The sequence below is a fragment of the Paenibacillus piscarius genome, from assembly GCF_022234545.1.
GTDB classification, from domain to species: Bacteria; Bacillota; Bacilli; order Paenibacillales; family Paenibacillaceae; genus Paenibacillus_AQ; species Paenibacillus_AQ piscarius.
This window is the reverse complement of sequence record NZ_JAIEUI010000001.1, coordinates 57,030-77,038: the sequence shown is the minus strand read 5'-3', so window position 1 is coordinate 77,038 and position 20,009 is coordinate 57,030. Positions and strand designations below refer to the sequence as shown.

General features: G+C 53.8%; 18 protein-coding genes and 1 tRNA gene. 2 read left to right on the top strand and 17 right to left on the bottom strand.

All coding sequences use genetic code 11. From position 1 onward, the window contains the following. The 9 genes from K1558_RS00385 to K1558_RS00345 form a co-directional block, all read right to left on the bottom strand. On the bottom strand, nucleotides 1–705 hold the full coding sequence (locus K1558_RS00385) for a PIG-L deacetylase family protein (RefSeq protein WP_238649396.1): 705 nt from the start codon (nucleotides 703–705) through the stop codon (nucleotides 1–3). A 2-nt stretch (nucleotides 706–707) separates the two neighbouring features. Further along, nucleotides 708–1,679 (bottom strand): GNAT family N-acetyltransferase, encoded by a 972-nt coding sequence (locus K1558_RS00380; RefSeq protein WP_338019660.1) that lies wholly within the window; start codon nucleotides 1,677–1,679, stop codon nucleotides 708–710. Beyond that, nucleotides 1,676–2,896 carry an anhydro-N-acetylmuramic acid kinase gene (locus K1558_RS00375; protein ID WP_238649395.1) on the bottom strand — a complete coding sequence of 407 codons (1,221 nt, stop codon included), beginning with the start codon at nucleotides 2,894–2,896 and terminating at the stop codon, nucleotides 1,676–1,678. Before K1558_RS00375 ends, K1558_RS00380 begins: the two co-directional genes overlap by 4 nt. Further along, the gene (locus K1558_RS00370) at nucleotides 2,896–3,756 is read right to left on the bottom strand and encodes a carbohydrate ABC transporter permease (RefSeq protein WP_238649394.1); all 861 of its coding nucleotides are present in this window, start codon (nucleotides 3,754–3,756) and stop codon (nucleotides 2,896–2,898) included. Before K1558_RS00370 ends, K1558_RS00375 begins: the two co-directional genes overlap by 1 nt. 17 nt (nucleotides 3,757–3,773) lie before the next feature. Next, a complete protein-coding gene (locus tag K1558_RS00365) occupies nucleotides 3,774–4,676 on the bottom strand; it encodes a carbohydrate ABC transporter permease (protein ID WP_238649393.1) in 903 nt (300 codons plus the stop codon). A gap of 114 nt (nucleotides 4,677–4,790) precedes the next feature. Beyond that, entirely contained in the window at nucleotides 4,791–6,227 is a 1,437-nt protein-coding gene (locus K1558_RS00360; RefSeq protein WP_238649392.1) for an ABC transporter substrate-binding protein, read from the bottom strand. Nucleotides 6,228–6,249: 22 nt separating this feature from the next. Further along, complete coding sequence (murQ, locus tag K1558_RS00355; protein ID WP_238649391.1) at nucleotides 6,250–7,155, bottom strand: N-acetylmuramic acid 6-phosphate etherase; 906 nt, start codon at nucleotides 7,153–7,155, stop codon at nucleotides 6,250–6,252. Nucleotides 7,156–7,558: 403 nt separating this feature from the next. Then, nucleotides 7,559–8,422 carry a MurR/RpiR family transcriptional regulator gene (locus tag K1558_RS00350; protein ID WP_238649390.1) on the bottom strand — a complete coding sequence of 288 codons (864 nt, stop codon included), beginning with the start codon at nucleotides 8,420–8,422 and terminating at the stop codon, nucleotides 7,559–7,561. A 181-nt stretch (nucleotides 8,423–8,603) separates the two neighbouring features. Then, a tRNA-Leu gene (locus K1558_RS00345) sits at nucleotides 8,604–8,687 on the bottom strand. A gap of 179 nt (nucleotides 8,688–8,866) precedes the next feature. Here K1558_RS00345 and K1558_RS00340 point away from each other — a divergent pair. Beyond that, nucleotides 8,867–9,325 (top strand): YhjD family protein, encoded by a 459-nt coding sequence (locus K1558_RS00340; RefSeq protein ID WP_238649389.1) that lies wholly within the window; start codon nucleotides 8,867–8,869, stop codon nucleotides 9,323–9,325. A gap of 349 nt (nucleotides 9,326–9,674) precedes the next feature. Here K1558_RS00340 and K1558_RS00335 read toward each other — a convergent pair whose 3' ends face one another. The 5 genes from K1558_RS00335 to K1558_RS00315 form a co-directional block, all read right to left on the bottom strand. Next, nucleotides 9,675–10,352 carry an AlkZ-related protein gene (locus K1558_RS00335; RefSeq protein ID WP_238649388.1) on the bottom strand — a complete coding sequence of 226 codons (678 nt, stop codon included), beginning with the start codon at nucleotides 10,350–10,352 and terminating at the stop codon, nucleotides 9,675–9,677. Next, entirely contained in the window at nucleotides 10,349–11,140 is a 792-nt protein-coding gene (locus K1558_RS00330) for an SDR family oxidoreductase (protein ID WP_238649387.1), read from the bottom strand. Before K1558_RS00330 ends, K1558_RS00335 begins: the two co-directional genes overlap by 4 nt. Nucleotides 11,141–11,159: 19 nt before the next feature. Then, complete coding sequence (locus tag K1558_RS00325; RefSeq protein WP_238649386.1) at nucleotides 11,160–11,381, bottom strand: hypothetical protein; 222 nt, start codon at nucleotides 11,379–11,381, stop codon at nucleotides 11,160–11,162. A 178-nt stretch (nucleotides 11,382–11,559) separates the two neighbouring features. After that, nucleotides 11,560–11,877: a hypothetical protein gene (locus K1558_RS00320; RefSeq protein ID WP_238649385.1), complete on the bottom strand. Its 318-nt coding sequence runs from the start codon at nucleotides 11,875–11,877 to the stop codon at nucleotides 11,560–11,562. A gap of 89 nt (nucleotides 11,878–11,966) precedes the next feature. Beyond that, nucleotides 11,967–12,536: a xanthine phosphoribosyltransferase gene (locus K1558_RS00315; RefSeq protein WP_238649384.1), complete on the bottom strand. Its 570-nt coding sequence runs from the start codon at nucleotides 12,534–12,536 to the stop codon at nucleotides 11,967–11,969. A 172-nt stretch (nucleotides 12,537–12,708) separates the two neighbouring features. On the opposite strand from K1558_RS00315, the gene K1558_RS00310 reads away from it, so the two are divergent. Beyond that, on the top strand, nucleotides 12,709–13,842 hold the full coding sequence (locus K1558_RS00310) for a YkvI family membrane protein (RefSeq protein WP_238649383.1): 1,134 nt from the start codon (nucleotides 12,709–12,711) through the stop codon (nucleotides 13,840–13,842). On the opposite strand, the gene K1558_RS00305 is transcribed toward K1558_RS00310, so the two are convergent. From K1558_RS00305 to K1558_RS00295, 3 genes are read right to left on the bottom strand one after another with little or no spacing between them, the layout of a single operon-like run. Continuing rightward, nucleotides 13,829–17,167: an AAA family ATPase gene (locus K1558_RS00305; protein ID WP_238649382.1), complete on the bottom strand. Its 3,339-nt coding sequence runs from the start codon at nucleotides 17,165–17,167 to the stop codon at nucleotides 13,829–13,831. The two genes, K1558_RS00310 and K1558_RS00305, sit on opposite strands and share 14 nt — an antisense overlap. Beyond that, entirely contained in the window at nucleotides 17,164–18,714 is a 1,551-nt protein-coding gene (locus tag K1558_RS00300; RefSeq protein ID WP_238649381.1) for a metallophosphoesterase family protein, read from the bottom strand. Before K1558_RS00300 ends, K1558_RS00305 begins: the two co-directional genes overlap by 4 nt. Next, a complete protein-coding gene (locus K1558_RS00295; RefSeq protein WP_238649380.1) occupies nucleotides 18,711–19,847 on the bottom strand; it encodes a glycosyltransferase family 4 protein in 1,137 nt (378 codons plus the stop codon). The genes K1558_RS00300 and K1558_RS00295 overlap by 4 nt, the downstream gene beginning before the upstream one ends. Nucleotides 19,848–20,009: the final 162 nt, after the last annotated feature.

Genomic DNA, 20,009 nt, shown 5'->3' with positions numbered 1-20,009 from the left:
TCACACAAGCCCCGATTGTCTGATCTTCATCGTCTCGGCAGGGATCATGAAGGCTTCGGCATAGGTTTTTCTTGCTTCACAGCCCCGGACAACGGCCAGCGCTTTATAATAATCCATATATTTAAAAGATTTGCTGTTCGTCACAAACCAATGCTGACTTAAAGCCTCAATCCATAAATCATAAGCCGCCTGATCAAAATCCACGTAAACGTAAGGGACGTAGTCCACAGCATCTTCCCAGTTTTCCGAATAATACAGCTTTGCAGCAAAATGGGCAGGAAGCTCACGCTCAAAAGAAGACAGACTGGCAAAAAACCTGGCATCGTTCACGATATGATGGGTCAGTGCATGATCCTTATGCATGCTGTTTTTCCAATGGGTAATGATAATGTCCGGCTTCACGCGGCGGATCACATCGCAGACTTCCATCCGGATCTGCTGATTGTCAGGCAGCTCTCCGTCACAATAATCAAACACAACGGCCTCACCGCCCAGCATATCAGCGAAACGTTCAGCCTCTTTGATTTTTTGCTGACGGTACGCCTTCATGTCCTGCCCGGCCGGCACGCCTCTTTCACCTGGAGTTAGAGCCAGGGTTACGATCCGGTCTCCTTGTAAGCTATGGCTGGCCAGTACACCGCCGGACGCCAATTCCACATCCCCAACATGCGCTCCAACCGCTAAGACTGTCAGCTTTCCACTCATCCTTACAGCTCCCTCCGCAATATCGCAAATTGTTTTTCAATCTGAAAGCCTGCTTTTTCATAGATTCGAAGCGCCGGGTTATTGCTGCCGGTAAACAAAGAGATATATTGACAGCCTGAAGCCTGAAAAGCTTCAACCATCCGGAAAAATAGGACGCTGCCGAGACCATGTCCCTCATGCTCCGGGTGTACCCCGATTCCGCAAAAAAATGCCCGGCCATCCGGTTCTGCCATAATTGGACCTGCAAAACCGACAACCTCAATGCCATGAACTGCCACTACAAGAGGTTCACCATTCTTTACATGCGCAGCTACATCCTCCTCCCACTGCGGATTCTGCAAGGCAGCAAGCATGGCTTCAAGCCCTTGATGAACAGCGGACGCATAATGAGTAACCTGATAGCCTTTACGGTTGGCTTTATATTCTTTGACTATAATATCTTCAGGCACACTAAAGCTGCCCAGCCTCAGGTACATGCCGCATTGTGTCGCCCGGTCTGTATACCCTCTGGCGATTAAAGCATCATATAACGGCTGGTCTTTACTAATGCCCGGAGCATTATTGTGTTCATGCCGCGGTGCGCTTGGAATATTCCATTTCAGCTTAACAGGGTTAAAGAACAACACCTCCGCCTGACTTTTGCCAAGCAGCCGGAATCTTGTTTCCATTCGCAGCACAAAGGCATCGTACAGCTCTAAAGAAGCGGCTCCCGGATCGATAATTACGCACGTAATATAACCGGCCACATCGCCGAGCGGAAGATCATCTCCGCTGCAGCCCGCTGCAAACCCGGCAATCCCTTGTTCATTAATGCCTACCCACATGCACTCCGCATCGAAATAAGTATGATTCATGAAGGTGTCCTGAAATTCCTGTTCGGTAAACGGCTTGTAATCATATTTGGTAGCCACCCGGTTCCAGAGCGCGACCACTACAGCAAGATCTTCCATGGTGAAGAGTCTGATATCCATCATTCAAACCTCCTGTGCTCCGGATAAGGCCAGGAAATTTTGCCCATGACCACCGGCCGGGAAGCTCCGGTGACCTGCGGAATATTATTCGGAAGACGTCTCATCGTATAATAAGCCAGCACAGCAAATGCGACGGCTTCCTTGGCATCGCTATTGCCGCCAATGTCCTCCTGTGTCAGCACCTGCACTCCAAAGGGGGCAAACAACTGCTGCAACTCACGCATTAACGTCTGGTTGTAACTGCCCCCGCCGCCAATCAGCAATTGCTGAGCCTGATGCCGGGGCGCAATATACCGTTCATAGCTGTCAGCAATACTCCATGCTGTCAGATGTGTAGCTGTGGCAATAACATCCTCAGCCTTCCAGTGATGCTCCTCCATCAACTGAAGGATTTGGGCAACATAGGGTTGTCCAAACCGTTCTCTGCCCGTCGATTTCGGTAAAGGCAGCGTGTAATATTCATCCTGCTTCATCCATTTCAGAAGCTGATCAATAACCTCACCACCCGCAGCAATTTCACCGCCGGCATCCATCGTCATTGGCGCAAATAAATGGGCTACAAGACCATCAATAATCATATTTCCGGGCCCTGTATCGAAAGCATACACCTCATCGGGAGCAGCATTTGCCGGAAGAACCGTTACATTCCCTATTCCTCCAATGTTCTGCAGAAGTAATGTTTTCTCTGGATGGTTATACAATAAATATTCGGTAAAAGGCACGAGTGGCGCCCCCTGTCCATCCATTGCCAGGTCAGCCACCCGAAAATCTGAAATGCAGGGAATACCCGTCCGGTTCGCTATCACAGCACCTTCCCCGATCTGCACCGTACAGTGCAGGTTATAGCCGTCGATCATCTTCACTTCCGGCGCATGATAGATCGTTTGGCCATGTGATCCTATCGCAGCTATTTGGGAAGGCGCAAGCCCGCATTTGCGGATCACCGACATTGCCGCCCGTGCGTATAATTCCCCCAGCCACATGTTCATTGCGCCTACTTTATCCACCGTAGCCTTGGAAGGCTCAAACAGCTCGAATATCGAGCTTCTGACATGCGCTGGAAACGGAGTGTTCTCAAAAGCCAGTAATTCCGTCTCTATTCCGTACGCTTTGTCCGGCGAAGAAGAAAGTTTAATTACCGCTGCATCAATACCGTCTACCGATGTGCCGGACATCAAGCCAACGAGATAGGTAACGCCTACTTCAGATGGGCCGCCCATTACCCTTTCACCGCTCCGACGGCGACACCTTCAAGGAAATACTTTTGCAGGCTGAAGAACAAAATAAACATCGGCACTGCAGAAATGGTTGCCCCGGCCATCATAGGTGCAAAGTACGTTGTATTCGCAAAGCGGAAGTTTTTGAGCCCCACCTGGATCGTCTGCATATCCATGGTATTGGTAACCAGGAACGGCCAGAAGAAGTCATTCCATGCTGCCATAAACGTCAGGATCGCCAGCACGGCCATCACCGTTTTGGACAGCGGCATAATGATATACCAGAAGATTTTAGGCTGGGAGCAGCCTTCAATTTTGGCAGCTTCAATAATTTCAACCGGAATGGAAGACATGAACTGCTTGACCAGGAAGATGTTATACACCGTGACAATGCTTGGCATAATCAGCGCGGTATACGTATTTTGCAATTCAAAGATATTTACGATCAATATATACAGCGGAACCTGGGTGACCTGAGTAGGGATCATCATGGACCCCAGCAGAATCGCGAACAGAATGCCTTTTCCTCTAAATTTCATTTTGGCAAAAGCGTATCCTGCAAGTGTGGCGAAGAATACGTTCGATACCGTAACACAGGCTGCTACAATAAAAGAATTTTTTAACCAATCCCAGGAATGGGCACTGAAGTTAAAAAAGAATTTATAGGACTCAAAGGAAATCTTCGCCGGGATCAGCGAATAGCTCATTGCGCCCGCTTCTACCGGATCGCCGAACGAGGAAATGATCATAAAGTATATCGGGAAAATGGTCGCTGCGGCAAACAGGAGCAGGCATGTAATGATCAGACCATTACGGGCTAACAGAGACCCTTTGCTTTTGATAGTATTGTTGAACAACCCCATAGGTTTCTGCCCCTTTCCTAGTATTCTATGTCTTTACCTAAAATCTTAAATTGGAAGAAAGAGATCAAGGCAATAACCGCTGCCAGAAGTAAGGATTGGGCCGCTGCCTCACCAAACTCGAAATATGTGAACGCATTGTTAAAGATCAACAATCCCACCATGGTCGTGGCATGGTCCGGTCCGCCGCCTGTCATCAGATAAGCGTTCTGGAACACCTGGAAGGAACCAATGACCCCTGTAACCAGCAGGAATAGCGTGGTTGGCTTAAGGAAAGGGATGACAATATACCGCAGCTTTTGCAAAAAGGTCGCTCCGTCAATGTCAGCTGCTTCATAATAACTGTTGTCAATACTGAGTAGTGCAGCCAGATAGATAATGATCGCTGTACCATGACTTGACAGCCAGGACATTAATACAAGTGAGAACATGGCCGTGGCACTGGAACCCAGCCAGTTCTGATTGCTGACTCCAAACAACCCAACCACTTGATTGGCAATCCCTGATTTTAACGGATCAAAGATCCACAGCCATACGACAGCAAGTGATACACCTGAAGCTACAGCCGGCAAATAATAGACCGCTTTAAATATCGTTTGTGTTCTTTTCTTAAAAGGCATAATCAGAATGGCCACAAGGAAGGACAGAAAAATATTAAAGGGTACGGTTAACAGCGTATAGACTAATGTATTCTTCAGTGCTTTCCAGAACAGCTCATCTGAAAAGGAATTGACGAAGTTCTCCAGGCCGACATAAGTGGACCCTAACGGACGATATTTCTGCAGGCTGATTATAAAGGCATTGATTACCGGATAGGCAGTGAATAAAGAAAACGCAATAAGTGCTACTGCGATAAACGCGTATCCCCAACCGGAGTCACTTTCGAGCTTCAGCTTTTTTCGTTTGGTCAACATTTGATTCATTGGGCCGCACCTCTCTTCTTCAAAAAGTACCTTCTGCTTGCCAAAATTCAGAAGGAAAGCTGTACGTTTAAGCTTCGTACAGCTTTCACTTCACAGACCAGTCTATATGGTAATCTAGTCAGCGACCACACCATCTTCACCGAAGGATTTGACGGCAGCTGCTTTCACTGCATCATACATCTCTTGCGGTGTAATCTCATCGGCAAGCAATGCCTGCAGTTTAGGAATGATCACTTCTGTTTCAATTTTGAGCGCTTCAGCAGCCTGCTCCGTAGGAATATCTGTACGGGCCGGGAGCGCTTTGGCCATCATCGCTTGACCTGCAGCAACGTTGTCTTCATTACGCGGGAACTTTTCAAGCACTTCTGCATTGCGTGCAGACTCGGTAATTGGTGTTAAGAACAGCTCATTACTGTAGTTGGCAGCAATCGAACCGGAAGACAAGAAGTTCATCGCCAGGGCAATATTCTTGATATGTTCTTCTGAAGGCTCTTTTTTACCGCGGAGTGCGATATAACCATCCACGATGGAGGTAGGGACATAATCGGCACCGTTGAAGGTTGGAACCGGAAGGGAAATGTAATCCACTTCGATCGAATCGGCAACCGCTGATCCATCCTTCGCTTTAATTTTCTCATTATTTAGACGGGCGGAGTTTTCAAATGCCGACAAGCCTTTACCGGTGATCATCGTCTGGCCGGTCAGGAACATATTCCAGCGTTTGCCGGCATCGATGGAGCTTAATTCTTTCGGCATAGAACCATCGTCGATCATTTCACGGATCGCTGTCAGCAGACCGAGGAATTTTTTGCTTGTATACGTGTATTTAAGGTCATTATCGAAGTAATCCGGCAGACCTGCAGTTTTAGCAAGAATAGCCAGGTAGTCTTTAGAAGCTACACCGGAGGTCGCGAATACGAAACCGTACCGGCTGGTTTCACCTTTATCATTTTTGACTACACCCTTGGAAATAGCTTTCCGGAACTCATCATAGGTCCAGCCGTTTTGCTGAATACTCTTCCAGTCAATTCCGGCTTCTTCGAGGAATTGTTTATTACCGCCGATGGTGTGGATTTCCATATATGCCGGCAGGCCGTACTGGGCGTCACCCAATTGAAAGTATTTCATTGGAACTTCGTCATAATCCGCCTTCACTTCGTCAGACAGGACTGGGTTCAAGTCGATTAGAACATCCAGTGCTGCATATTTCGAAAGTCCGGAGGCACCGATCCAGGCAATATCCGGAGGGGAGCCTGCATTGACTTGTGTATCCAGCTTTTGGGTCATATCCTCCCAGCTCGCCGGTTCGATTTTCAGCGTCAAATTAGGATGAAGTGCATTAAATTCTTTTTCCATATCCGCAAAACGGGCCTGGTAATTAGCCGATACCGGAGGTAATAATGCCGTTATCGTATCTTTTCCCGCACCGCCGCCTGAGTTTCCGGAATTTGCAGACCCCGCAGAGTTATTTGTTTTCCCTCCACAGGCAGATAACAGCGACATCATCATGATTGCGGACAACAACAGAGTTACACCTTTTCTTTTTTTCATGGATAGCAGCCTCCTCAATTTTCTAATTCAATGACAGGATCGCTTGTTTCAGGCGTCCTCCATTGGCTTCAAGCGCTTCTTCTGCCGCCTGTGCGTCTAACCCCGTTTTAATCATCATGATGGCCAGCTTACAATTCATTCCTGCCTGCTCAAGTGTCTCTGAGGCGGTTTGGGTGTCTACACCCGTCGTATTCATAATAATGCGGAGGGAGCGGTCGACCAGCTTGAAATTGCTGGCTTTCAAATCAACCATTAAGTTGTTATAGGTTTTCCCTAACTTGACCATAGTACAAGTAGTCAGCATATTAAGCACCAGCTTCTGAGCCGTTCCCGCCTTTAACCGGGTCGAGCCGCTAATGACCTCCGGTCCTACCACAGGTGAAATACAAATATCTGCAATGGGTTCAAACTTCGAGCCCTTGTTGTTGCACACTCCGATGGTAGCTGCCCCAAGCTCCTTCGCCTTCACTAGAGCTGCAATCACAAACCTGGCGCTCCCGCTTGCCGAAATGCCGATCACTACATCCTGGTCTGTCACCCCGATGCTATCGACTAATGCGCCCCCTGCCTCCTCATCGTCTTCACAGCCTTCAACCGCACTCCGTAGAGCAATATCACCCCCAGCGATATATCCTTGTACCATGGAAGGATCTGTACCAAAGGTAGGAGGACATTCAGAAGCATCCAAAACACCCAATCTTCCGGATGTGCCGGCTCCTATGTAGAACATTCTCCCGCCGGCAGACAGCCTGTGGTGCAGAATATCTACCGCTCCTGCAATCTGCGGGATTTCGTTAGCGATGGCTGCGGAGACCAGAGCATCCTGCTGATTCATTAACTGGACCATCTGTTCAGTGGTACATTCATCAATCATCAGGGTGTCCGGATTCACGGCTTCTGTGGTTAATCCCGCAAGGTAGTCATTCATAGTCATCCTCCTTCTTGTTGATTATAAATTACATATATCTAACAATTCATGTTAGAATATCATACATTTATTAATGTTTATACTAATATATATCCCCAAAGCCGTCAATAGATTTTGAAATAAAATTTTATTTATGAGTATTATTCCGATTTTTTATTTCAACATCTTGTATAATCAGTTATACCATATCTATAAAGCGCTTACAATAAGCGTTTTCTACTTTTGTCAAACGTTTTTATCACTCCTTCTGCCGTATTCCTGAAAAACGACTCATTAGCTTCACCAAAATCAAACATTTGTTGATGTAGATAATCTGACATGGTTAATGGGAATACAAAAAAGCATTGACCGATGACCGATCAATGCTTCCTCCAGATCCATTCAATTGTCAGAACTTAAAAACTTAATATCTGAGCTTTTTCTTCAAAATATTATGGGTATTGATTAAAGAGGTTTTGACCTGCTCGTACTCTGCACTTGCAACTCCGGCAAACAGGATGTCGATGATCGTCAGCATAGCAATACGCGAGCCCATGGCACCACTGCGGATCGTGATTTCAGGGGTAGATATGCTAAGAACAATATCGGCCCGCACTGCAAGCTCACTTTTGTTGTACCGGGTAACCGCAATACATGTCGCTTGATTCTTCTGGGCAATGATCAGGGCGTCAATAATGTCACTGGTTGCACCGGAGTTGGAAATAAAAATGGCAACATCATCTTTGCCGAGTAAGGTTGCTGCCGTAAGCTGGCTATGGCCATCCGTATAAGCATGACACATCTTGTTGATGCGTGAGAATTTCTGTTCCCCGTCCATGCATACGATTCCTGAGGCCCCTATGCCAAAGAAAACAATTCTTTTGCTATGGCACAGCACTTCAACCGCCCTGGCAATCTCTTTCCGGTCAACCACACTAAGTGTGTCCTCAATGGATTTCATGTTATTGAGTGAAATATTTGAAATAATCGTCGAGAGCTCATCACCCGGCTGAATATCTGTATATTGGGCCTTTGCATCCTCATCACGGGAACCCAAAGAAGCCGATATACTCACAATAAAATTGCGGTATCCGCTGTAGCCCATTGTTTTACAGAACCGCAGGACCGAGGCATCACTGGTCTTACTCGATTGGGCCAATTCCTTAATGGATAAATGGGGAATCTCTTCTTTATTCTCCAGAATATAATCCCCAACCAGCCGTTCAACCGGAGTAAAGCTGTCCCTCATTTCACGAATCTTAATTAATATATTGTCATTTAAATTCATAATCTACCTACTCAAGATTTAATGAATATCATAAATATTATCATAAACAATACAAGCGGCCTATTTCAATAGCAAAACCATATTGGCACAATTAATTCCTACATTACTCAGATCTAACCAATCAAACAAAAAGCTCCTGAACAGTCAAAAGGACTGATTCAAGAGCTAATTCATCAAGTAATGCGGTCAAGAGGACTCGAACCTCCACGATATTGCTATCACTGGCACCTGAAGCCAGCGCGTCTGCCAATTCCGCCATGACCGCATATTCAGTTGGCCAACTTCCGTAGCCACAAGATAGATCATACCATGCGGATAAGAATGAGTCAAGAATAATTTTTTTTTACTGCAATCCATAAATTTCATGTTAAATATTGCATTTCATGGACTGTTCGATGTATAATGAGAACAAAGGTTCGCATACTATAAATGAGGTGATTTATAATGGCGATTACCAAGAGAACTCCCCTAACTATTCCAACGATGCCTGAGAATATAACCAAAGATGAATTGTCCCTGGTGAGAAGCTATCTGCTGCTAACGTTCATTCATAAAGTCTTCGAGCGCGACTGCCGCGCCATCGGCAAGAGCGGTCTGTTCAAGACTCCCCAGCTCTACATGGAGCTGGTATCCAGCGCCACGAAGAAGACGTCCCTGATGCTGAAGGAGGTTACCCGCGAGCTGACCGTGAGTCAGCTCAAGATCAACACGGTCCGTCAGGACCAGCGCGGTGTAACCGCTGAGTACAACTGCCGCGGATACGCAGGCGAGATTCACATCCTGTGGCCCGGCTTCCGTAATGAGATGATGCAGCGTATGCGCGCTTATCTCGGATTGGGCGCCGAGCTTGCCTCCGTGCTTCCCGGAGAAGAACGGGCCGAACAGATGGCGATGTCCATCTAAGCTGCCCACTGTTATAATTATAATGCTGACATGAAGAGCCTCGTCCGGAATAGGACGAGGCTCTTGGTGCGGGTACAGATCAAACTATGATTTGGCCCAGGTGCCTGCGTGTGAGCAATTGTAATCGGTTTTTCGATTACATTTGGTCCAGCTACCTCCACGCGAGCAATTGTAATCGGTTTTTCGATTACATTTGATTCAGCTACCTCCACGCGAGCAATTGTAATCGGTTTTTCGATTACATTTGATTCAGCTACCTTCGCGTGAGCAATTGTGTTCGGTTTTCGCATACATTTGGTGCAAGTGCCTGCGTGTGAGCGATTGTGTTCGGTTTTTGTAACACCAAACTTTACTTCAAGAGCTTCTCCAGTTGCTTCGTCCCGGCCTCCGGGAATAGCTTGGCCGTATGCTCCACAATTCGTGTCTTCGAGGCCTCAGGCTGATCGCTATAACGTGAAGTGACCCAGTCTGCTCCGAATACATTCTCGCTGACAGCATAACGCCCGATGCCCCAGCCGTAGGGACGGCCATGCTTGTCCAGCTTATACTCGAATTTACTGGCTGTAATGTACGTCTGCATCTGGAGCAGCGTCAGAGCGGTGTCGAAGCCTTTGGCGCCTTGGACTGCGAAGCCGGACAATTGCTTAAGATCACTAGAGAGCAGGCCTAGCTCATGCTCCAGCAGCACATCCATGATTCGTTTACTGGCCATGGAGGCAAGGCCGTCATCATATCTGGCATCGAAGTCATAGCCGTCCCGGCGGTAATTGGCGAAATCCGGGTACCACGCTCTGCTGATGAATCCGGCCTTGCGGTTGAAGAGCTTGGCATAAGCGATCTCGCCCGCTGCGGCAATCTCCTCACGCCACTCCCATGGTCCCTCTACCCCTTTGACGAACCAGTAGCCCGCCGGGGTGCATTCCTCCAGGGAGAAGCCTGCGATCTCCGAGCGGAACATGGGGAGGAAGCCGATCTCACGCACCAGATCAGCTAACTGCTGTGCATCCTTAATCACTGGCAGCTTCATGATTGACCTCCAGGGTTATAGGTCCAGCCTTTATCCCCGTGATAGATCATCAGCCGCCCCATTCCGCCGTCAATGCTTATATTCTCGCCGGTGATGAAGCCTGCAGCTTCGCTACAGAGGAACAACACCATCGCCGCAATATCCTGCGGGGTTCCGACCCGACCCGCCGGATGCTGCAGCCGGTCTGGCGCGGAATGAACCGGCTCCGCCGCTTCTTCCGTACCGTGGTAGGCTGTCGTATCAATCCAGCCAGGACTGATCGCATTCACGCGAACCTTGCCGGCAAGACTTACGCTCAGACTGTGGGTCAAAGCGCCGATTCCGCCTTTGGCTGCCGTATAGCTCTCCGTATCCTCCTGGGACATAAACTGCCTGCTGGAGGAGATATTAACAATAGCAGCTCCCCCAGCGAAGTGCGGCTTCAGCCGCAGTGTCAGGTAATATGGCGCAGTCACTCCGATCCGCTGCACGTACTCGAAGTCCTCATAGCTGCACCCGGACAACAAGCCTTTTTTGCTGATGCAGGCATTATTAATAAGATAATCCACCTGTCCGAACCGGCTGACCACCCGTGAAATGAAATCGTCCAATACAGACTGCTCCGCGATGTCTCCGGCATAGAAGAACAGCCTCTCAGTCCCGTACCGTTCCTCCAGCCGGCGTCCGGCTTCAGCATCCGTATCGATACAGGCGACCGTCGCCCCTGCCTTCAGGAATTCTTCGGTGATACAGCGCCCGATTCCGCCCGCGCCGCCGGTTACGATTGCAATTTTATGCTGATGACTCATTGTGGCCTCCATCCTTCACTCACTCTGCCGTATACGATTCCGGTCTGGGCTCGCTCACCGGCTGATACAGGTATCTCCGGTCCAGCTTCACCACATGCTTGTTAGGACGCCGGATCATCACCTGGGTCTCGTCCCAGGCCAGCACGATTCCCCTGATATCATTGCTCGCCAGCCCGTCGCGCACGACTCTTATCCGCTCACCGGAAATCCGGTAGGCATCCAGTTGTTCATCACTGATCATAGGTATATTGCTCCCCTCTCTGTTATTAGCTTGTCCAGAAATGCGGACATCGGCACAAAATAACCCCACAAAGTGGGGCAATAGCTTACTATGCGGGGACCCCGGTACACATAAATTATATCTAAAAAAAGACCCAAATGATAATCATCCGGGTCTGGTACTGCCAGTTCGATCTGTATTATATCAGCGCCTCATTCTTCTCAAACCAGAAGTCAAGAACTTTAGCGGACATCACTCGTTCTTCCAGATATTCTACCTGATGCTCAGTGAAGGTCTGTCTCCAGTTAAACGACAGTTCCTCACACAAACTTGTGATTGTCAGAAGCTCCGACCAAGCGACGTAACGTTTGTACCAGAAAAACTGAGGATGTTCGATCATATAGGGATACAAATTGTCGAACTCCGTGTGTTTGCAATCCAGCGCACGTTCGAAATGATCCTTAGCCTCGGCTAGTTTATCAATAAAAAATTGCTCTGTCACCGGCTCTTTCCCCATTGTGACGCCTCCTCTCTCATGTCTGACTTTTATTATAAAGGAAAACTTATAGGGTGAAAAGCAGATGTTTCAAAATAGGCGCTCCAGTCTTATCCAAAGACAATCGTTCCCCCGCTGAGTGAAGTAATATTCACCAGGGACTCCAGCCGGATTCCCTGATCGCGGATGGTGCGTGCGCCGGCCTGGAAGCTTTTCTCGACCACTACACCAAGGCCCACAAGCTCCGCACCGGAGCGCTGAATGATTTTGATCAGGCCACGGGCAGCATCACCATTAGCAATGATATCGTCGATGAAGAGGACTTTGTCCTCCTCGGAGATGAACTGGCGGGACAGCATAATGTCCGTAACAATCCCTTTGGTAAAAGAAGGTACCCGTTCGCACAAGGCGTCGGGATCGGCAAGCAGCGTTTTTTTGCGGCGGGCAAACACCAGCGGCACGTTCATCTCATATGCGGTGGCAAATGCCACGGCAATTCCCGAGGATTCCACGGTTACGACGCGTGTAACCCCGGCCTCAGCAAATCTGCGGGCAAACTCCCGTCCCATTTCCATCGTCAGCGCCGGATCAACCTGGTGATTAAGCAGTCCGTCCAGCTTCAGCACCTGATCCGAAACGACGACCCCTTCCTCCAAAATCCGCTGTTTCAATAATTCCATGACTTTGAGCCTCCATTACCCTTATTATTGCAGACGTTTCACATGAATAACTCCTATTCCCACAGGCGGAAGTCATGTCCCTCTGTTCCCCATCATAACCTGTACTATGCGGACTGCACAAGGCTCTTGACCTACAGAACCCGCGATTTACAGCATTCAGAGGAGGGTACGCATGAAGTCACATGTCCGCACATTGCAGATTGCTTTCACTTATATCGGCACGATCGTAGGCGCCGGCTTCGCCACCGGTCAGGAAATTCTCCGCTTCTTCACCAGGTACGGGCACTGGGCCCTGCTGACGATTCTGTTCTCGGCGATCCTGTTTATATGGCTCGGCACCAAAATGATGATCATTGCCCGCCGGATTGCCGCAGACTCCTTCGAGGATTTCAACCGCCATCTGTTCGGGGCGCGGACCGGGTCCGCCATCAGCCTGTTCACCATGATTATTCTGATCGGGGTGAACAGTATTATGCTCGCAGGCGCGGGGGCCATCTTCAAAGAGCATCTTGGCCTGCCTTACCAGTTAGGGCTGCTCCTGACGATAATAGGCTCTTATATCCTGCTGAGACGCGGCATCTCCGGCATTCTGCAGCTCAACAGCCTGGTGGTGCCCCTAATGCTTACGCTGTCCCTGATCCTTGTCTTCAATACGCTGGGCGTACCGGGAGCCGACCGTTTCCTGTTCCTGCCGACGGATCACACCGCCTTCACCGCCTGGATGTCACCGTTGCTCTATACTTCCTTCAACCTCGGGATGGCCCAAGCCGTGCTGGTTCCGCTGGCCCGGCATACCGATGATGAGCGGGCGCTGATCCGCGGCGGCATTCTGGGCGGGGCCGGCATCGGCTTCATGCTGCTGGCGGCCCATTTCGCCATGAGCTCGCAAATGCCGGGCATCCTCCAATATGAGATCCCGATGGGCAACATCGCCTTCCGGCTCGGTCCCACTGTGCAGATGATCTTCCTGCTGCTGATCTTCCTGGAGATCTTCAGCACCTTCATCGCAGGGATCTACGGGGTCAGTGTGCAGCTCCAGCAGCGGCTGCCGGTCGCCCCGGCTCTGGTCTCCCCGCTGCTGATGCTGATCTGCTATGTGGTCAGCCAGTTCGGCTTCAGCTCCCTGCTGGGCACCTTCTACCCGATCTTCGGGGGCCTGTGCCTGGTCTGGGTGGTCATGCTGCTGCGCACGCCTGTGTCTGCACCGCCAGGGCAGGGCAAGCCGCCCGCAGGAGGGGCGGGCGGCAAGAAGCACGGCATCACGATTGTCAGTGTCAAGCCCGTGATCCGGACTACACGGAAATAATAGCAGCGGCCGGTACCAGCTCCGCCACTGCCTCAGCCACATGCCGGTGGCAAGTCATCATGACGATCTGCCGGGTTGCGGACAGCTCGCCCAGCAGCGCCAGGGCGGCGCGCAGCCGGTGCTCGTCGAAGTTGACGAACAGATCATCGAAGAACAGCGGCAGCTTCGCCTGACTGCTCATCGTCTCGGCCAGTGCCAGCCGGATCGCCAGATACAGCTGCTCCGCCGTCCCCCGGCTGAGCAGGGCACTGTCCAGCAGGCCGGCATCCTTGTGCTCGGCCTTCAGCTCCTTGTGGCCCAGGGTCATAACGATCCGCCGGTATTCCCCATGCGTCAGCTTCGCGAAATAGACTGAGGCCAGCTGAAGCACCTGCGGCTGCTTCTCCTGTTCATAGATCCGCCGTGTCCGTCCAATCAGCTCGGCCGCCAGCGCCGTTACGGCATATTGACCGGCCAGCTGGCGCAGCGCCGCCCGCTGTTCTTCCAATTGCTGGAGCGCCATATCTTCTCTGCAGCGTTCAGCCAGCTCTTCCCGTTCCCGGAGCAGCTTGCCGCGCTGCTGAAGCAAGGCGCTGCGCTCCTCCTCATGATCAGCTGCCGCTTCTTCTGCGGCAAGACATTCGTTCGCAAGCCCCCGGGCATCGTGGTGCTCAAGCAGGCTCAGCAGCTCGGCCCTGCCTTCCGCCTCCCAACCGCCGAACATCGCCAGCTCCCACTGGCGGATGGACTTCGTCAATTCAGCCCGTCTCAGCCAGGCGGCAGAGCGGCGCAGGAAGTCCTCCCCATCCCGTGCTCCGCCCTCCTGGAGCAGTCTGCCAGAGCGTTCATTCCATCCGGCTTGTTCGCTGCGGGCTGCCGCAAGCTCTTCCCGCACCTCAGCCAGCCGCACCTCCATGCTCTCTCTGCGCAGGAGCTCCGCCTTCAGCTCCTCCCACTCCCGCTTGCGCAGCGTAAGCCGCGTCAGGAGAGCGGCGGGGGAATCGACTAAAACGGCGTTTGCAGGATTAGCTGGGACGGCGGAGGAATCGGCTGAAACGGCGTATGCGGGATCAGACAGAGGCACGGAGGAATCGGCTACCGATTGGCTTAACCATCCGTTGGAATCAGTCTCGTCAGCTGAAACCTCCTGATCCGCCCGTCCAGCCTCGGCCTCCGCCAGCAGCTTCATCCCTTCCTGCTCATAGGCGGCGCATTCCGCTTCCAGCCCGCGCAGCCGCTGCGTCCATTTGCTCTCCTGGCGCAGCAGCTCATGGCCCTGCCCCGCCAGCGCGAAGAGATCCGGCAGGCTGTCCGGCGACAGTCCTTCGGGCAGCCCCCGCCCGCGCAGCCATTCTTCATAACGCGCGGCCAGCTCCGTGAATCCGGCTTCGGCCTGCTCCATCTCCCCGGCCAGCACCTTCTCCTGGCCGGTCAGCACGGCCAGCTCTGTCCGGCAGCTCTCTGTCTCGGCGCTGCACCGCTCCAGGCGCTGGCGCCAGGCGTTCCAGCCCTCCATCAGGCGGCGCAGCTCCTTCATCCCGGCCTCCAGCCCGCTGGCGTCAGGGCTGGCCGCCCGGCCCCCGCTCTCCCGCTCCGCGCCGGAGAGCAACAGCCCGCGCAGCCGCAGCATCTCCGCTGCGGCTGCGCCCGCCTCCCCGCCGCTTGACGCAGGCGGCGGGGCCTGGTCCGCCCCTGCTGCGCGCAGGGCGGACCACAGCCACAGGTCCGCGGCGGCCAGCAGGCCGAGCGCGGACCATACGCTGACCGACGGCGCGCCGGTCAGCCACAGCGCAGGCGGCAGCAGCAGCGTAAGCGCTGCGCCCGCCTGCAGGAGGCGCCGGTAGCGTGCCGCCCGGCGTTGGCTCCCGCCGGGGCGGCTGCCCCCGGCGGCGTCACTGCGGCGCGGGGCGGACGCGCCGCCTCCCGTGCCGAGCAGCGCTTCGCGCCACCGCTCGGCGGCCTGCTGCAGCTCGTCCCACAGCTGCAGCAGTTCACGCGGGCTGCGCGCGGCGAGGCCCGCGAAGTCCGCTTCGCCGCTTGCGTGCTCGCGCGCAAGCTGGCGCTCCGCCGCCTGCAGCGCAGCGTCTGCGGCGGCGATCTTGGCACGGAGGCTCAGCAGCTCCGCGCCCCGGGTCTCCATTTGCCGGTCATATCCGGCAAAGGATGCCGCATAGCGGCGCGCGGCCTCGCGGTCCGCCGCGGCGGCGGTGAAGCCGGCCAGCTTCGCTTCGTCCCAGCCTGCGCCGATACCGCGCAGGACGTGTTCCAGCTGCCCGTGCAGCGCAGCCAGCTCTGCCTGGATCTGCAGCGTCTCGGACCGCTTATTCTCGTAGCTGCTCCGCCTGCGGTCCATCGCCTCAAGCAGCGGCCCCTGCTGCATCAGCACAGGGTCCGGCGGATTCGCGGCCAGCCCGGCTTCCAGCTCAGCCTGCTGCCGTTCCAGGCGTTGCACCGAGCCCTGCAGGCTGTGCTGCTCGGCCTCCAGCGCCCTCCAGCGTTCCGCACCGTCCTCGGGGAACGCCGGGATCTCCGGCAGCTCGGTAAGCTCCAGCCGGCCTTCACACCACTTCAGCCACAGCTCGCGGATCTCCTGTGCCTTACGCAGCTTCGAGAGCTTCGCTGCGGCAAGCTCACCCGCTGCCTTCATCTGCGACAGCTTCTGCTCCACCGTCTCCAGCGCCAGCGTATTCGCATTATACCGGGGCAGATAGGTGCGGCTCTCCGCAACCTCGCGCTCCAGCTTGTCAATGGATTGCAGAATCTTGGCGGCCTCCTGCACCCTGCCGCGCGGCTTGTAGAGCTTCTCCGCCTCCTGCAGCAGGCGCTTCTCAGCCCGCATGATCTCGCCGCCGCCGCCCATGCCGGCATGGAACAGGTAGCTGCTCATCTCCCCGGACTGCAGCGTCCCCAGCTCCTGCAGCTCGTCCAGGGAGACAGCGAACAACTGGCGGAACATCCCCGCAGAGAGTCCGCCCAGCAGACGGCGTTCCAGCTCGGCCTGATTCAGCTCCTCGGCTTGACCATCCGCATGGCGGACCGCAACATGCAGTTTCTCCACCCGGCCCGGCCCGTCACCGCCTGCGGCGTAACGGCGGATAGTCCATAGTGCACCGCCATCGTCACGCGCCGTCAGCACCCCGCCGTGGGTCCCCCCTTCCAGCGGCTCATACCGTTCGGCAGGATTCGCCCGGCTTGGAATACCGTACAGCATGGCCCGGATGAATTGCAGGGTTGTACTTTTCCCGGCCTCATTGCGCCCGAACAGCACAGTCATCCCTTCACTCAGCTCAAGCTCGCGCCGGGTCAGACGGCCATAGCCGCCGATCTGCACCGCTTCTATCTTCACTCCGCATCCCCCCGCTCCTGCCAACGATTCCGCCCGGCCGCTTGATCGCCGAGCTCAGACGTTGCTCCCGGTGCTGACCTCTCTAGAGAGCCTTCGGACTTCCCTGTATACATCTCAATATCCTTGTGCACATTAGCACCCGATGGTCTGCCCGCTGCCAGCTCGTCACTCACCAGCCCGGCAATGTCTGTTAATCCATCAATTTCGGAACCGTCAATCCCAGCTGCTCCGCTACTGCCTGTCCCAGACTCCTCCAGGCCGCTCAGCAGCGTAATCCCCAGCTCCGCCGCACTTCTCAGCCACTCCAGCTTGTCACTGCTGCCGGTTGCCGCAAGCAGGCGACGCAGCTCCTGATTCTCCGTCAGCGGCCGCAGAGCAGCAGCCATCAGCCCGTCCAGCTCCTCCTCATTCTCCGTGCACCGTCCGGCCAGCCGCAGCATTTCGCCCAGGAAGCTGTCCTCCTGAAGCAGGCGTTCCTGGTCAACCGCAAGCCCGGTCTCGATGGAGAATCCCTCCGTCCAGACCAGCCCCGCATAATCCTTACGCACCGCGCGGGCTGTTTCCCTCCGCTGCAGCTCGGAGAGCAGGTCGTCCACAGCCCCCTTCTCCGCCAGCACCTTATGTACATCGCCCCGCCCGGTCAGCCGGAACCGGACCACCGTCATCATCTGCGGGGCACTCTCCCGGATCTCCTCTACCGCAAGCTCGACGGCCCTTGTCCATGCCGCTTCGTCAGCCAGCCCCCCGATAGAGAGCTCACAGACCTGCCAGCGGACACTATCCAGCTCGTGGAAATGAAGAGACACCGCCCCTTCCTCATTTACGTCTGCGATGTAACAGCCTTTGGCCCCGGTCTCCTTAATCCTTCTTCCTTGAATGTTCCCCGGATAGACAATCGGCGGATGCTCGTGCAGAATACTGCGCTTATGGATATGTCCCAGCGCCCAGTAATCATATCCTCTGCTGATCAGATCCTTACGGGTGCAGGGAGAATACGTCTCGTGCTGGAGATCTCCGTCTACATTGCCGTGCAGCATGGCGATATGGAACAGCCGGCTTCCCGGCTGGCGGCTGAAGGTTAAGGCTGTATTCTCCGTTACTTTGGAGGTCGGATAGGAGATTCCGCTGACCACGGCCACCTCCTGTCCGTCTGTCCTGCGGCGGGCGATGCCGAACCCCGGCTCGCTGCCGCCGAACACCGTGACATGCCCGGGCGGTGCGGAAGCCAGACGCGGCCCGTCCAGCGGATCATGGTTGCCGTGGATCAGGAACACCTGAATCCCGTGGCTGCCCAGCTCATTCAGCGCCTCCCGGAACCTGAGCTGGGCCTGGAGCGAGGCATCTGCCATATCGTAGACATCGCCGCTGATGACTACGAAATCCGCCTGCTGTGCTACAGCTACGCCAACAAGCCGCCCGAGGGCGGCGAAGGTGGACTCCCGGAGATAGGAGCGTATCTCCTGCGGAAGATGGGCAAGCCCGGCAAACCGGCTGCCCAGATGCAGATCCGCAGCATGGAGGAAACGAAACGGAATCACCCTGCTCACCCCTTCACTCCCGGCTGAAACTGCAGGTAGGTCTTCTTCAGCTCATTGGCCACCCGGGTCAGCGAGTAGCGGCTCTTGGCTTTGTCCCAGGCGGAACGCGACAGCTCGTAGCGGTAGCCGGGATCACTGATAACCTTCTCCAGCGCATCCGCCAGTGCCAGCTCATCATCGGGATTCACCAGCAGTCCGTTCACCCCGTCTTCAATCTGTTCAGGGATACCGCCCACGTTGGTCCCGACCAGTGCCAGGCAGCTAAGGGCCGCCTCCGCGAATACCGACCCGAATGCCTCCGCCCGCGAAGGCAGGACAAAGATATCGAAGAAGGGCATGAACTCCTCAGGATGCAACGTATAGCCATAAAAAATCGTCTCATTATAGATACCCAGCTCCTGCGCCAGCCGCTCCAGCTCTCCCCGGCTCGGTCCGTCGCCGATGATATGAAGCACATATTCATGGCCCCGCTGCTTCAGCTGCGCACAGGACTTGAACAGAATATCCAGGCCTTTGGCCGGCACCAGGCGGGTGACCGTCACCAGCTGCGGAATATCGTTCTCGTGGGGGACCGGCTTGAATCTTTTCTCATCGAACCCGTTGGGAATCACGCCTACGTTAGCAGGGCGGTCAATATAAGGAATCAGGTAATCAGCAAAAGCCCGCGACACCGTCATCAGCCGGTCGCTCACCTGCTCCAGCTCGCGGTAGATGGAGACCAGGAACTGATGCTCCGGCCCCCCTTCGCGGATCACCCCGTTCAGAATTAATTCGCGTTCATAGCTGGAGTGCAGCGTCTGAATTAATGGAATGTCCGGATAGATACTCTTCATCGCCAGCCCGGCAATCGGATGATGGGCATGAATCAGGTCGTACTCCTTGCTCATCCGCAGGCGGGTCCACCAGAGATAATCACGGTAGGTCTGGATATATTTTTGCACAACCGGACTTTCGCCGTACTGTGTCCAGTCGAAGGTCTTGAAGACGATGTCCTCCCGGCCCTTTCCCCGGATGCGCTTAGGCAGCCAGAACAAGTCCATCTCCCAGCGGCTGGACCGGAAGCGTTCCTGCAGATAGGGGACCATAGAAGATACACCACCGGGCTGCTCCGGCGGAAAGAATAGCGCTTGCAGCAAGTTCATAAGGTACATCTCCCTTTACAATTGCCCCGTTTACGGTGAAGTCCGGCAATTATGATATAGTTGTATATATGTACAATTTCAGATTCGGGTACAGGTACGCTAAGGTTTCCTACCTTTAATTTTATCGGTATCCGCCAGAAACAGCAACCGGCATGACAGCTT

Excerpts from the sequence above, each read along its gene's own strand:
- K1558_RS00385 (WP_238649396.1), bottom strand. The coding sequence starts at position 705 with ATGAGTGGAAAGCTGACAGTCTTAGCGGTTGGAGCGCATGTTGGGGAT.
- K1558_RS00380 (WP_338019660.1), bottom strand. The coding sequence starts at position 1,679 with ATGATGGATATCAGACTCTTCACCATGGAAGATCTTGCTGTAGTGGTC.
- K1558_RS00375 (WP_238649395.1), bottom strand. The coding sequence starts at position 2,896 with ATGGGCGGCCCATCTGAAGTAGGCGTTACCTATCTCGTTGGCTTGATG.
- K1558_RS00370 (WP_238649394.1), bottom strand. The coding sequence starts at position 3,756 with ATGGGGTTGTTCAACAATACTATCAAAAGCAAAGGGTCTCTGTTAGCC.
- K1558_RS00365 (WP_238649393.1), bottom strand. The coding sequence starts at position 4,676 with ATGAATCAAATGTTGACCAAACGAAAAAAGCTGAAGCTCGAAAGTGAC.
- K1558_RS00360 (WP_238649392.1), bottom strand. The coding sequence starts at position 6,227 with ATGAAAAAAAGAAAAGGTGTAACTCTGTTGTTGTCCGCAATCATGATG.
- murQ (WP_238649391.1), bottom strand. The coding sequence starts at position 7,155 with ATGAATGACTACCTTGCGGGATTAACCACAGAAGCCGTGAATCCGGAC.
- K1558_RS00350 (WP_238649390.1), bottom strand. The coding sequence starts at position 8,422 with ATGAATTTAAATGACAATATATTAATTAAGATTCGTGAAATGAGGGAC.
- K1558_RS00340 (WP_238649389.1), top strand. The coding sequence starts at position 8,867 with ATGGCGATTACCAAGAGAACTCCCCTAACTATTCCAACGATGCCTGAG.
- K1558_RS00335 (WP_238649388.1), bottom strand. The coding sequence starts at position 10,352 with ATGAAGCTGCCAGTGATTAAGGATGCACAGCAGTTAGCTGATCTGGTG.
- K1558_RS00330 (WP_238649387.1), bottom strand. The coding sequence starts at position 11,140 with ATGAGTCATCAGCATAAAATTGCAATCGTAACCGGCGGCGCGGGCGGA.
- K1558_RS00325 (WP_238649386.1), bottom strand. The coding sequence starts at position 11,381 with ATGATCAGTGATGAACAACTGGATGCCTACCGGATTTCCGGTGAGCGG.
- K1558_RS00320 (WP_238649385.1), bottom strand. The coding sequence starts at position 11,877 with ATGGGGAAAGAGCCGGTGACAGAGCAATTTTTTATTGATAAACTAGCC.
- K1558_RS00315 (WP_238649384.1), bottom strand. The coding sequence starts at position 12,536 with ATGGAATTATTGAAACAGCGGATTTTGGAGGAAGGGGTCGTCGTTTCG.
- K1558_RS00310 (WP_238649383.1), top strand. The coding sequence starts at position 12,709 with ATGAAGTCACATGTCCGCACATTGCAGATTGCTTTCACTTATATCGGC.
- K1558_RS00295 (WP_238649380.1), bottom strand. The coding sequence starts at position 19,847 with ATGAACTTGCTGCAAGCGCTATTCTTTCCGCCGGAGCAGCCCGGTGGT.